Origin of the sequence: Lentibacillus daqui (genome assembly GCF_027186265.1) — a bacterium.
GTDB lineage: Bacteria > Bacillota > Bacilli > Bacillales > Amphibacillaceae > Lentibacillus_C > Lentibacillus_C daqui.
The window spans coordinates 879,619-891,929 of the sequence record NZ_CP114176.1; the positions used below are offsets into that span (position 1 = coordinate 879,619).

Genomic DNA, 12,311 nt, shown 5'->3' on the forward strand with positions numbered 1-12,311 from the left:
CCTACACCTCGAAATTAATGACATAATCATCCATGGTTAGCGTACCCTCGGTTGTTTGAACGGTTATCAACTGGTTACTATTTCTCTTAATATAATACTTTACGCCGTTATCTGTTTTGCCACGCTTGGTTTTGGTGGAATTTGCCTTGCTGATCCACTCCAGTATTGCATGCAAAATAAAGCTTTCGACCTTCTCTATTTTACCAAGCTCAACCCTGCCACGTTGGGTAAACGCTGCAAGCTGTTCTTCCTCATACGCTTTTTGTCGTCGCAGATCTTCCAATAATTGCTTATCTTCGTCACTAGGTTCAATGACAGCGATTTGTTTTTTCTTACGGACGCCTGCTGTTTTGACATTGTTTAGGGCTTTGGTTTCCGGACCTTGCTCAATGATCGTTTCGTCTGGATAAATTTCTTGATTTCGCTCGGAAAAGAAATGTGGTGGGTTTTCAATATTGGTGATTGCGCCAAACATCTGCAAGCAGTTATCAAAGTTCTCCTCTTCCTCAAATAATTTTGCCAAATGTAGAAATTCATGTTTTCTGCTTTTCATTTGTTGTTCTCTTTCAGTAAGCTGTTCCAGGAATTTCATAAACTTGCTGATTGTTTCGTTCGTCTGTTTAAGCAGATAATTGACATATCGTTCGCCGTATTCATCTTGGACAAACCATTTTTGAATCCCATTCCATTGCATTTGATAGATTTCCGCCATCTCTTCATCTTTGATTTCTTCTTCCAAGTTTGGCTTGTCCTTTTGATAGATGATTAGTTCCTTAATAGCCCGATCGACAAGTCCTCTATTTTGAATATCCTTTAATGCATATTCCATAATAAAGGTATTATTTTGTAAAGCGATGATGAAATCGGTCAAATAGGTAGTGAATTTGACCCGAAATGCACTAATATCCTTGCTTTGCATTGCTTCTTCAATATTTCTGCTTTGGATAATACCAAGATAGTCCGAAGCTTCCTCTCGTAATGTCTTAAACCGTTTGATCATATCTGTCCAAAGTTCGTTGAATTCTGAACGTTCGTCTTTGGATAAGGGTGAGTCGAACGCCATTTTTTGAAATTGCAACACGAGCGCTGCCAATGAGCTGACCATCTTTGAATCCAGGGAACCTTTGATGCGATGAATCTGACCATCCAGTTTTTCCAGCATCCGTTCGATTTCGATGGTTTCATCAGTGCATTGATAGCGTAGCCTGCTTCGGTTATAATCCTGGATTTTGCTTACACGGGAATTATCTGCATGTGAAACAACATTGCCCCATTCTTCCAATTGTTTTAAGTCCTCATCTAATTGTTTTTCGGTATAATCGGTAAACAATTGCAAGGTGTCGTTTTCAATAATATGGTTAAAAATATCACCTTGCAAAGCAGGAGGACCATAGTAGTACTCATGCTGCTGGTATAAGTAATGAATGATACTTGTATAGCGTCTATAATTAGGTTCTGATAAATATTTTGCTTTTACAAAGGGGGATAGCATTCGTTGTTCTAACTTCATGTTACGAGCCACCTTTCGACAAAATTATAACATGTACTGTCTTGATGAAACAGCTTTTTATATGAGATTTATGTCTAAAGCATAGCTGGAAAGAAAATTCAAATAAAGCGAAACTGCATTCATTGGGGGTTTCCCTTCCACCACCAACTTCACATTTTACTATTCATTTAATTATAAGTATTCTATGTTATAATGATATTAATAAAAGGGCACACTTCATCATATGTTATCCAAAAGGATGTGATGTAATGTGTGATAAGAAGGAGGAAAAAGATATGGATACAGTAATCAAACACAAACCTATTAAATCAGCAGAAATTAATTTTAAGTCTGAAAAAGAGTACGATGATTTTGTTAAAATGTTAAACAATCCTCCAGAACCCAATGAACGTGTGAAAAAACTGATGAAACAATATCAAAGTTGGAAAGATAATTCTGGATGGAAGAAGTAAATTCTCTCTTTGAAGAATGGTTAAATATAAAACATAAGAACAATAATAAGTGATTTCAGATGTACGGATGCTGACGGGGATGACCATGTGCAAATATTCCTACAAGAGGAATCACTTGAATTAATGGAAAGGAATGTGGTCAGAACACGTTTGGTTCTTGATGGAAATAAAAATTTAATTGGCTTCTATTCATTATTTAACAATGTAGTTAAAATCAATAAGAGCAAAAGAGAAGAATTAAATGTGTTCCTTCCCCATGAAGTTAAAGAGATTCCTGCGATCAGGCTTCATTATTTAGGTGTAGACAATAATTATATGAAACAGGGTTATGGAAGTTTTCTTATGAGTTCGGTTTTATATAATTGCGCTAAAGTTGCCCAAATGTCTGGCTGTTCTTTGATTACTGTAGAATCAACTAAAAGTGCCGAGGGCTTTTATGCTAAACACGGATTCATGCATATAAGGTCGGAAGGAAAGTTTGATATGATGGGGATGAATACAAAAGGGTTAATAGAATTGTTGGATAGTTGAAATAATAGTATCATCTTTTATTTTGATGTTTGTAAATAGTAATTGTTTAATCCCTATCGTAAAACAGATAGGGATTATTTAGTGGTTAATGATGTTTAAATAAATGCGTATGGTAAAAAAGGGTTACTTTATCAACCACACATTAAGACTACCAACAAAATCTATTTTACACCACAATATTCAACAACACACTCAGCGTCACAACACTCGCCAATGTGGCAATCAATGTAATACTAGACACCAACTCTGGCTCGGTATCAAACTCGATGGCATACATAGTCGTTGTTGCAGCGGTTGGCATCGCGGAAATAATAATCAGCACTGCCGCGATAACAGGATCAACATCGACAATTAGTACAAAAGCCCAAGCAATAATTGGCGCTGCGATCATTTTTAGTATTACTGCTGAGGTAACAACTTGCCAGTTAAGTTTCAAACCTGTTATCGAACCAAGCTGCATGCCAAGCATAATCATCATGACCGGTATGGCAGCATCTCCAACCATGGACAAGGTAGAATGGATAGCGTTTGGAATGCCAACTGAAAAATAATGAAGGATAAATGCTAGAATTGCTGCGTACGTGGTTGGCATTTTCATCACGTTTAGGAGCGCCCGTTTCATTCCACTCGTACTTCTTGAAGCATAATAGATTCCAAAGAAATTATTTTGCAACGATTGAATCACCATAATAAAAATCGCATACGGTACAGCTGCCTCGCCTACGCTGAACAGCACTACTGGTAAACCATAATTACCTGAATTCATAAAACCTGTTGCCAGAATGGATGCACTCTCTGTATTTCGATCCCACTTGAAAATTTTTGCCAGGATTTTATTTAATAACACCATGACATAAAATAGAAGAAACATGAATACGAGTACGACCAAAAAGCCACGATCAAATTCTGCATCATATAAAGTAGTAAATACTAACGCCGGTGACAATATATATAAGGAAACCGCCGCCACCGATGATACATCCAACACCCGCATCCGTTGTAAAATAAACCCTGAAGCAAACACCGCCATAATTGGCAAAATTACACTAAGAAACAAACCCATCAACAAACATCTCCATCTAATCAAACTAAGGAATAGTGTATCATATTTGTGTTAGATGGGCAGACTGTGCAACTTGACTCACTCGTCCCATAACCTTTCCTTGTTTTTTTCAGATAAATATGGTTGAATTTAGGAATAAGAAAATTGAAATATCTCCTTTCAATGGGGTGAAATATCTATGTTTGATTATGAAATGCTATTACGGCTGGTGATTTCCGCAGTGCTCGGTTTGGTGATTGGGCTTGAGCGTGAGTATAAGGGGAAGCCGTTGGGATTAAAGACGTGTTTGGTTATTTCGATTACAAGCTGTTTATTGACCATTGTTTCGATTCAGTCGGCATACATATTTCCTGATTCGGATTATATTACGATTCGAATGGATCCGCTTCGTTTGGCAGCACAAATTGTTTCCGGTGTTGGTTTTCTGGGTGCTGGGGTTATTTTGCGGAGGGAGGATGACACGATTTCCGGGTTGACCACTGCAGCAATGGTTTGGGGTGCTGCTGGGGTTGGGCTGGCAACCGGTGCGGGTTTTTATGTGGAATCTATCGTTGGCGTGGTGTTGTTGATGGGCAGTGTGGAATTGCTTCCAGCGTTAAGTAATCATGTGAAGAGGCGATTTTTTCATTCCCGGGATTTGACTTTAAGAATTGGGGTGAAGGATCGGGGGGACATACCAGATGTGATTGCCAAAGTCGAAAAAGAAGTTCGTTCGATCAAAAAAATCCGGATCAAGGAAAGTAAGGACAGGCCATTTTTAATTGTGCTAAAGGTTAACATTACAGGGAAATTAAAAGCCACTGACCTGTATATGAAATTATCGCAAATCGAGGGCGTGGAGACGATGGATATCAGAGAATGAAGGCGGAAACAAAACAGGAAATGGTTAAACTGGAGCGTTTTTGTTTTAGCCCAAAGACAGACATTAAGTTAAACATGTCATTTATATTAAACTTTTGAACTATACTTCCAATAGGCATACAATAAAAATATATCATCAAGAGGGGGGAATCCAAATGTCCGAAAACATTTCCAAAGATATGATCAACGAGCTTTCAGAAGCTATCCATGATCACCCTGAAAGTGAAGTCATCATGCACGCCATCAAGAAAAACGGTTTTCAAGCTGCAACAGAAAATATGGCTTCATCCATCGAAATGAATCCAGTGTTTTCCGAAGAACTGGATACAGGTAAAGCGTTTAACCAGGAGCAAAGCGGTCGCTGCTGGATGTTTGCTGCGTTAAATACTTTTTCGCATAAGCTTAACAAGCAATTTAATCTCAAAGACTTTGAGCTGTCACAAAACTATGTGAACTTCTGGGATAAATTTGAAAAAGCAAACTATTTCTATGAAAATATTTTGGAAACAGCTGATCAACCGCTTGAGGGTAGATTGGTAGCTTGGTTGCTGACAACACCGCAACAAGACGGTGGACAGTGGGATATGTTTGTTTCACTAATTGAAAAATACGGTGTAGTGCCTAAAAAGGTGATGCCAGAAACATTTCATAGCAGAAAATCGAGCGAATTAAATCATCTGTTGAATGCAAAATTACGCAAAGACGCGATCCAACTCCGCAAATTACAGCAAGAAGGAAAAGATAACTTGCAGCAGGTAAAAGCCGATATGCTCTCTGAAGTGTATAAACTGCTTGTTTACGCACTGGGCGAACCACCAAAAACATTTGATTTTGAATATCGGGATGAAGCGGAGGTCTTTCATCGGGAACAAGATTTAACACCGCAGACATTTTTCCAAAAATATGTTGACGTTGATTTAAACGACTACGTGAGCATTATACATGCACCAACACAAGATAAACCTTATGGAAAAACCTACACGGTACAATATTTGGGAAATGTAGTTGGAGGTACGCCGATCAAATATCTAAATGTCGATATGGAGACATTGAAAAACCTCGCTATTCAGCAAATAAAAGATAAGGAAAGCGTCTGGTTCGGCTGTGATGTTGGGCAGGATTCCAATCGTAAAGACGGTGTCATGGATACGGCTTTGTACGATTATGAAAAAGCTTTGGGCTATTCTACAAAGATGTCCAAAGCCGAGCGTCTTGATTACCATGATGGAATGCTAACACATGCGATGGTGCTGACAGGTGTCAACCTTGTAGATGACAAACCTAACCGATGGAAGGTTGAAAACAGCTGGGGAGAAAAGGTAGGCAACAAGGGTTATTTCGTAATGAGTGATGATTGGATGGATGAGTATACCTATCAAGTTGTTATTAACAAGAAATTCCTTTCAGACCAGCTAAAAAATGCCTGGGAGCAAGAACCAATCGTATTAGAGCCGTGGGATCCGATGGGTTCATTGGCTTTGATGAAATAAACATACCATTTCGAGAATGAAAATTAGTGTAGTGGGGATTTATCACGCATTAACGGGCTGTAATAATACCCCCGCCTCTAAGCGTGAGTAAACATAAAACGTGAAAGGTAAACAGTCCGTATATTCCTGATTGCACGATGAAGTTTCACTTTATGCAAAAAAAGCTGGCAAGTATTCTATCGTTGCCGGCCTTTTTTGTATGGATCAATATGGTAAGGGTAATGGTAAAGCAACTTCAATAAATGCAGAAAAAATATTTTTTATTGTTGTACTAGCCCAGTTCCATTGAATGCCTGGAACCTCACGTATAAGTAATATTTTTGTCGGTAACTATAACTTTTTTGATGTATTATGAAAAAACGCTTGTTCTTATTTTTCTTTTCTGATATATTAAAAATAGATTTAGAACCTTGGCCTCCTACTTCATACCCTCGTAAAGGAAGTGCTGTATTGACAGTAACCACAGTAGTAAAAGAAGAATCCCCCGGCTACACCAGACATGACCAACTATTCAAACAATTAATCAACACATTTTTTGAAGAATTTTTGGAAGCATTTTTTCCTGACATTCATCACAATATTGATTTTCATTCGATCCAACCTTATCCGCAAGAAGTTTACACAGATCTAATCCAAGGGAATACAAGAAGACTGGATATTATCGTTGAAACGAAACTAAAGAGTACAGATACCGTCATTATCGTTCACATTGAACCGCAAAACGAAAAACAAGATAATTTTCATGAGCGGATGTTTCGTTATTTCAGTTTGATGTATAATAAATACCAGAAGCCTATTGTACCGATAGCCATATTTAGTTATAGCGAAAAGTGGGAACGTGATGAATATACGATGGAATTTCCGTTTGCCCATGTGTTAACGTTTCAATATTTGACGCTACACTTGCGTAAAAAGAACTGGAGAGACTATATCAAGTCTGACAATCCAGCAGCCGCGGCATTATTGAGTAAAATGGGTTATAAAAAGGAAGAAAAAGTACAGGTGAAAATCGAGTTTTTACGAATGATGACCCGAATGGAATTGGACCCGGCACGTGAGAGATTAATTTATGGCTTTTTCGAGACCTATTTAATACTGTCTGAAAAGGAGGAAGAAGAAATGGCGAAGGAAATCAAACAGTTGCCTGATGCGGAAAAAATAATGGAGTTACCGATTTCGTATGAAGAGCGTGGAATTGAGAAAGGGAAAGAAATTGGCAAAGAAATTAGAACCAAAGAAGTAGCACGTGAGATGTTGAAAAAAGGGATGTCCATTGAACTGATTGCTGAAGTGACCCGCTTGTCTGAACAGGAGATTAAGCAATTGTAAAAATTGTCGGATTGAATGTGATGGATCCAAAACATGAAGGCTAAGTTTTTGGATCCATCTTTTTTAAACCATTGGAACACTTGATGAAACCTGGTTGTCTAGGGGATACGGTGATTAAACACTATCCTCGTTTCTGCTTTTGGTTTTCCATTTTGAAACGTGCTCTCAAATCACATGCAATCTCTGGATTTATGTCGTTATTTTAATTTAGAGTCGAGATACTTAGGTGTATATCAAAACTTAAGTAATACCTAAGCATGCAAGTTGACATTTTTCATCATTCGTATTAATATTTTCTTTGTTGAAATCAATGCTTCTGATGCTGCGAAAGTAGTTCAGTTGGTAGAACATCACCTTCCCAAGGTGAGGGTCGCGGGTTCGAATCCCGTCTTTCGCTCCAAGTGCGGGAAGTGGCTCAGCTTGGTAGAGCGCCACGTTCGGGACGTGGAGGTCGCAGGTTCAAGTCCTGTCTTCCCGATTATTATAAAAAAATAAGGGGCCTTAGCTCAGCTGGGAGAGCGCCTGCTTTGCACGCAGGAGGTCAGCGGTTCGATCCCGCTAGGCTCCATCGATGAAAAGACGAAGGTGATATACTATCCTTCGTCGTTTTACCTTTATAAGTTTGCTGATTCTGCTTTCATTTGCTTTTGAGTCTTTAATGTTTTCCAAGCAACATTTTTTCATAATCTAAGGTTAGACTTCAATGGAAATGTAGCATCTGCACTTCATGTCTATTAAAGTGTACTACCTTTAGTGAAGAAGACCACCGCATGATTTGGAACGGATAAGACATAAAGCCGATGGGAAAGTTGAACGCTAGGGCATAAGGTCAATCTGATATGAAGGGAAATCACTTGAGTAGCTGATTATATTCCATAAGCATTGTCGGAAAAAGTCAGGACAAGAAAATCACCTTCCTGCCCCTAGTGTATCGCTCCACCTATTTCCCGAATATCCTCTTTTTCATTTGCGGCGGTGACGGCAGCAATTTCCAACCCACGGACAATCGTCTCCAGACTTAAACTTGGTGCATCTTTATCAGCGGTTTGTACTGGAATAAAGGGAATATGGATAAAGCCTCCACGTATTTTCGGAGCTTCCGTTGCCAGATAGTTCATCAATCCATAAAAAAGATGGTTGCAAACAAAAGTGCCGGCTGTATTGGAAACAGCTGCTGGAATAGCTGCTTCTCGCATGTCGCGAACGATCCGTTTGATCGGTAATGTAGACCAATAGGCCACAGGACCATCCTCGACGATTTGTTCATCTATTGGTTGTTTTTGCCTATTATCTGGAATACGCGCATCGTCGACATTGATAGCAACCCTCTCCATGGTGATTTGTGTACGGCCGCCAGCTTGTCCCACGCAAATAACGACATCAGGTTTATGTGTGTCAATAGCTTTTTTTACTGCATCAATTGATTCATGAAATACAGTGGGAACCTCTTGGGTAATAATCTCCAAACCCCCACTCAATATCTTTCCTTCCAATTGTTTCACTGCTTCAAGTGCAGGATTTATTTTATCATCGCCAAATGGATCGAACCCTGTTAGTAATACTTTTTTTACCATTGAAAAATACTCCTATCTTATTAATAAATACATCAGAATAATATTGAAACCGAGAACAATGAGTGCGGTTGGGGCTTGTACACGGATGACATGATTTTTATCCTTCAAGTCTAACAACGCTGCTGGAACAATATTGAAATTCGCTGCCATTGGCGTCATTAGTGTTCCGCAATAACCGGCAAACATTGCAATTGCCGCTATCTGGTTTGGATTCGCGTTAAAATTATTGATCAAAAATGGAATTGCTACCCCTGCTGCCATAACTGGAAACGCTGCAAAGGCATTTCCCATTACAAGCGTAAATAACGCCATCCCGATAAGAAAAACAAATACACCCCAGAATAATGAATGTTCAGGAATAACTTTGGTAACTACATCCGAAACAACTTCTCCAACTCCAGCCTTGTTAAATATAGTTCCTAACGTTGCTAGTAGTTGTGGCAATACTACCGCCCAGCCAATCGCCTCCAGAAGTCGTCGCGATTCTTTTATGGTTGTTCGTGGCGTACTTTTTGTTAACGCCATCGCGGTAATAATGGCGATGATACAAGCCAATCCTAATGCCACCAGTGTCGGGTTTTCCGGATCAAATAATACCATCGAATTAATTTTTATTCCGCCTAATAGTTTTGAACCTATTACCGTTAAAATCGGAATTAGTAACGCTGGCAAAAATAGTAGATTTCCTAAACGTTTGCGGCTAGTTTCTCTTTCCTGCTCAGTCGCTTCACCGTATTCACCTTTACGAAGCCCACCCATACCAACGATAATGACCATAATAATGACCAATACACCGATATAAAAGGGGGGTATCACTTTTCCGAATAATAGTGTAATGGCGTAAATAAAGTAGAACAACCCAGATTGGATTCTGTGAGTATTTGCTTTATCCATAAACGTATAAAATGAACAGCATAAACCTATGATTCCCATTATAATATAGATGAATTCAACCGAAAAGATCATGCACTCACATCCTTATTGTTGTTCCGTTTCGGATTTTTGCATTTTTAGGACTAAATTTCTGTTTCAGTTTTTTATCAAATCGATGAAGTCGAATCGAATGGACAATAAATGCAAAAATTGCTGTTGGAATGCCCCAGAGTGCCATCATAATTGGGTCTGAATCAATCCCATTTTGGTCAAAGAATCCTTTCATTAAAAGAATTCCACCGACTGCCACGAAAATATCCTCTCCAAAGAATAATCCAATATTATCAGCTGCTGCGGCATGGGCTCGAATGTCTTCTTTGTCCTTTTTAGGAATTTTTCCGTATTTTGCTTCTGCAGCTCCTTCAGCCATCGGAGAAATTAATGGCCGGACTGTTTGAGGATGTCCACCAATACTATTAAGACCGAGCGCAGCACCGATTTCACGAATGAGTAGATAAATATTGATAATACGCCCCGCAGTAGCAGCCTTGATTTTTGATACAAGTTTTGCCGCCTGGTTTTGTAGCCCGCTTTTTTCTAATAGCCCAATGACTGGTAGTGTAACGATTAATATCGACATATAACGATTCGTTGTAAATGCTTCACCGAACTGCGTAATAATGTCCGTGATTGATAATCCGCCAATAAGGCCTGTAATTAATCCTGAGACAGTTACTACAACCAATGAATTCAAACGGAACGCAAATCCTATCACAATTAAGGCAACTCCAATTAATACCATATAAAACCCGCTTTCTTAACGTAATTTTTTTGAAAAGTTTTATCTTATTCTACTATAATTCAACAATTACGACAAGAGTAAGAAAATGGTATTTATATAGAGCCTTCTTAAACGATTGTCTACTCAATAAAAAAGAAGAGTATTTACACAATGAAACAAACAATGAGGGTTCTTAGCTTCAGTGGGGTTAATGTGGAGCATGCAAAATAAGGGGTGTAATATGTCTTTAATTACTAGCGTGATAAAAAGGAAAAACAATGAATTTTTCATTTCAAAGTAACGTTAAGTGTCATATAATATCTTTGCAATCAACACTTTAAAAAATGGGGCGGAGAAACTATTCTCCGCCCCAAAACGTTATTCTTTATGTTTTTTTTCGTGATTTCCCCGTGCCTTTTTATATAGTTTTCCAGGTGCTTCGGAAGTTTTTCCGATTACGTCATTAGCTTTTCCGGCTGCACCCTTTAGAATTCGGCCAGAGGCATCGGTTGCTTTCCCGACAAGGCCACCTTCTCCGGAAACGGTTTTGATGATACGTCCAGCTGAATCAACAGTATTACCGAAGAGGTCTGTTGCTTCCTTGGAAGTGCTCTTAATGAAGTTATCTTTCTTTTGATTTTGATGTTTCTCATGCTTTTCGTCACTCATGATGTATCATCTCCTTATAGAGGTTCTTTAACAAGACTATGCAAAAACCTACAATAAAATTACAGTGAATTTAGGGTTAATATGAGGATAGGCTAGGATGGCTAAAAACAGGTATGGGATAAGGGAATATTCATAAGAATTAATGAAAATTGAATATGGGAGAAGGACAAGTCTGTAGATTGCTAGTTTAAAATTGGTCGTTAATGGATATACCATGCATAAATAAGGTTGTTCGTGAATAGTAAAAATGCCATTTTACCTATTGTGTTGAAGGGAAATATTTTTTAACGAGGATTTTTGATAGTATCAGCGGACAAGAGACTATGGTTATTACACGGGGTACATAGTGTTCTGAAACATTGAAATTCAGGCAATCCAACAGAAAAGAGGTAGTATAAATGAAGGCATATCAAATTAAAATCGAACTAATTGGCACTGACCCGTCAATTTGGCGTCGCGTTATTATGCCAGCGGATGCAACATTTAAGCGGCTGCATGATGTGATCCAAACAGTAACAAATTTTCATGGATACCATTTATATGCATTTGATTTGCCACAGGAAAATATAAGTGTGACCAACGATGAGGAAGCTTATCAGGAGCATAAGCATTTTATGAATAATCGGAAGGAAATCGAATTAAAGATGTATGAGAATGCTTCTCCTGAAAACATGGAGTTTGTGGATATGCAACTGGAAAACTTAAAAACAGTAGTCCGCAAGCCTTCAGGAATCAAAATTGATAAGTATTTGGAGAAATACAAGGAACTACCTTATCTTTATGACTACGGTGATGGTTGGCAATTTATTATTACACTGGAGAAAATTTTAGAAGATTACAAGTATGGGTATCCAATTCTGATCGATGGAGCGGAAACTGCACCTCCAGAAGATGTTGGTGGAATTCCTGGATATGAGGATTTTATTGAAGCTTATCGAAATGAAACCCATCCGGACCATAAGGATATGAAAGAATGGGCTAATGAACAGTTTTTCCGAGAATATGATCCGGAGTTTATCAATTACATGCTTAAGTCTATTAAATATAAGAAAAGTAAATAAACGATTGGTTTCCTGTCTTGCCGGTTTGGGTGAGACAGGGGATCCTTCTTCTTGGCTCACTTAATGTGTTTTCCTTCTCCCCATTTATAATATTTAAATAAGCCACTGAAACTAATT

12 protein-coding genes and 3 tRNA genes are annotated in these 12,311 nt (G+C 38.5%); 9 read left to right on the plus strand and 6 right to left on the minus strand.

All coding sequences use genetic code 11. The annotated features are described in order from the left end of the window. Nucleotide 1: 1 nt before the first annotated feature. The gene (locus O2S85_RS04635) at nt 2–1,510 is read right to left on the minus strand and encodes a TIGR02677 family protein (protein WP_269411541.1); all 1,509 of its coding nucleotides are present in this window, start codon (nt 1,508–1,510) and stop codon (nt 2–4) included. A 275-nt stretch (nt 1,511–1,785) separates the two neighbouring features. Between O2S85_RS04635 and O2S85_RS04640 the strand changes: the two genes are divergently transcribed. Together O2S85_RS04640 and O2S85_RS04645 are read left to right on the plus strand one after the other, a co-directional pair. Then, nucleotides 1,786–1,962, plus strand: a complete 177-nt coding sequence (locus O2S85_RS04640; protein ID WP_269411542.1) for a type II toxin-antitoxin system TacA family antitoxin — start codon at nt 1,786–1,788, stop codon at nt 1,960–1,962. A 123-nt stretch (nt 1,963–2,085) separates the two neighbouring features. Then, on the plus strand, nt 2,086–2,493 hold the full coding sequence (locus tag O2S85_RS04645; RefSeq protein ID WP_269411543.1) for a GNAT family N-acetyltransferase: 408 nt from the start codon (nt 2,086–2,088) through the stop codon (nt 2,491–2,493). A gap of 166 nt (nt 2,494–2,659) precedes the next feature. On the opposite strand, the gene O2S85_RS04650 is transcribed toward O2S85_RS04645, so the two are convergent. Continuing rightward, nucleotides 2,660–3,556, minus strand: coding sequence for an AEC family transporter (locus O2S85_RS04650; RefSeq protein ID WP_269411544.1), 897 nt, complete (start codon nt 3,554–3,556; stop codon nt 2,660–2,662). A gap of 178 nt (nt 3,557–3,734) precedes the next feature. Between O2S85_RS04650 and O2S85_RS04655 the strand changes: the two genes are divergently transcribed. The 6 genes from O2S85_RS04655 (at nt 3,735) to O2S85_RS04680 (ending at nt 7,804) form a co-directional block, all read left to right on the plus strand. Then, on the plus strand, nt 3,735–4,418 hold the full coding sequence (locus O2S85_RS04655; RefSeq protein ID WP_269411545.1) for an MgtC/SapB family protein: 684 nt from the start codon (nt 3,735–3,737) through the stop codon (nt 4,416–4,418). Nucleotides 4,419–4,572: 154 nt separating this feature from the next. After that, entirely contained in the window at nt 4,573–5,907 is a 1,335-nt protein-coding gene (locus O2S85_RS04660; RefSeq protein WP_269411546.1) for a C1 family peptidase, read from the plus strand. A gap of 450 nt (nt 5,908–6,357) precedes the next feature. Next, nucleotides 6,358–7,236 (plus strand): Rpn/YhgA-type helix-turn-helix domain-containing protein, encoded by an 879-nt coding sequence (locus O2S85_RS04665; protein WP_269411547.1) that lies wholly within the window; start codon nt 6,358–6,360, stop codon nt 7,234–7,236. Nucleotides 7,237–7,560: 324 nt separating this feature from the next. Beyond that, a tRNA-Gly gene (locus tag O2S85_RS04670) sits at nt 7,561–7,636 on the plus strand. Between the two features lie 4 nt (nt 7,637–7,640). After that, a tRNA-Pro gene (locus O2S85_RS04675) sits at nt 7,641–7,714 on the plus strand. A gap of 17 nt (nt 7,715–7,731) precedes the next feature. Then, a tRNA-Ala gene (locus O2S85_RS04680) sits at nt 7,732–7,804 on the plus strand. Nucleotides 7,805–8,159: 355 nt separating this feature from the next. Here the strand turns inward: O2S85_RS04680 and pcp are convergent. The 4 genes from pcp to O2S85_RS04700 all read right to left on the minus strand — a co-directional run bounded on the left by pcp (nt 8,160) and on the right by O2S85_RS04700 (nt 11,133). After that, nucleotides 8,160–8,810 carry a pyroglutamyl-peptidase I gene (pcp, locus tag O2S85_RS04685; RefSeq protein WP_269411548.1) on the minus strand — a complete coding sequence of 217 codons (651 nt, stop codon included), beginning with the start codon at nt 8,808–8,810 and terminating at the stop codon, nt 8,160–8,162. 12 nt (nt 8,811–8,822) lie between these two features. Further along, the gene (locus tag O2S85_RS04690; protein ID WP_269411549.1) at nt 8,823–9,776 is read right to left on the minus strand and encodes a DUF979 domain-containing protein; all 954 of its coding nucleotides are present in this window, start codon (nt 9,774–9,776) and stop codon (nt 8,823–8,825) included. Nucleotides 9,777–9,780: 4 nt separating this feature from the next. Continuing rightward, entirely contained in the window at nt 9,781–10,485 is a 705-nt protein-coding gene (locus O2S85_RS04695) for a DUF969 domain-containing protein (RefSeq protein WP_269411550.1), read from the minus strand. 357 nt (nt 10,486–10,842) lie between these two features. Further along, complete coding sequence (locus tag O2S85_RS04700; protein ID WP_269411551.1) at nt 10,843–11,133, minus strand: hypothetical protein; 291 nt, start codon at nt 11,131–11,133, stop codon at nt 10,843–10,845. 398 nt (nt 11,134–11,531) lie between these two features. Here O2S85_RS04700 and O2S85_RS04705 point away from each other — a divergent pair, with 398 nt between their 5' ends. Next, nucleotides 11,532–12,194: a plasmid pRiA4b ORF-3 family protein gene (locus tag O2S85_RS04705; RefSeq protein WP_269411552.1), complete on the plus strand. Its 663-nt coding sequence runs from the start codon at nt 11,532–11,534 to the stop codon at nt 12,192–12,194. Nucleotides 12,195–12,311 lie beyond the last annotated feature (117 nt).

Excerpts from the sequence above, each read along its gene's own strand:
- O2S85_RS04635 (WP_269411541.1), bottom strand. The coding sequence starts at position 1,510 with ATGAAGTTAGAACAACGAATGCTATCCCCCTTTGTAAAAGCAAAATAT.
- O2S85_RS04640 (WP_269411542.1), top strand. The coding sequence starts at position 1,786 with ATGGATACAGTAATCAAACACAAACCTATTAAATCAGCAGAAATTAAT.
- O2S85_RS04645 (WP_269411543.1), top strand. The coding sequence starts at position 2,086 with ATGGAAAGGAATGTGGTCAGAACACGTTTGGTTCTTGATGGAAATAAA.
- O2S85_RS04650 (WP_269411544.1), bottom strand. The coding sequence starts at position 3,556 with ATGGGTTTGTTTCTTAGTGTAATTTTGCCAATTATGGCGGTGTTTGCT.
- O2S85_RS04655 (WP_269411545.1), top strand. The coding sequence starts at position 3,735 with ATGTTTGATTATGAAATGCTATTACGGCTGGTGATTTCCGCAGTGCTC.
- O2S85_RS04660 (WP_269411546.1), top strand. The coding sequence starts at position 4,573 with ATGTCCGAAAACATTTCCAAAGATATGATCAACGAGCTTTCAGAAGCT.
- pcp (WP_269411548.1), bottom strand. The coding sequence starts at position 8,810 with ATGGTAAAAAAAGTATTACTAACAGGGTTCGATCCATTTGGCGATGAT.
- O2S85_RS04690 (WP_269411549.1), bottom strand. The coding sequence starts at position 9,776 with ATGATCTTTTCGGTTGAATTCATCTATATTATAATGGGAATCATAGGT.
- O2S85_RS04695 (WP_269411550.1), bottom strand. The coding sequence starts at position 10,485 with ATGGTATTAATTGGAGTTGCCTTAATTGTGATAGGATTTGCGTTCCGT.
- O2S85_RS04700 (WP_269411551.1), bottom strand. The coding sequence starts at position 11,133 with ATGAGTGACGAAAAGCATGAGAAACATCAAAATCAAAAGAAAGATAAC.
- O2S85_RS04705 (WP_269411552.1), top strand. The coding sequence starts at position 11,532 with ATGAAGGCATATCAAATTAAAATCGAACTAATTGGCACTGACCCGTCA.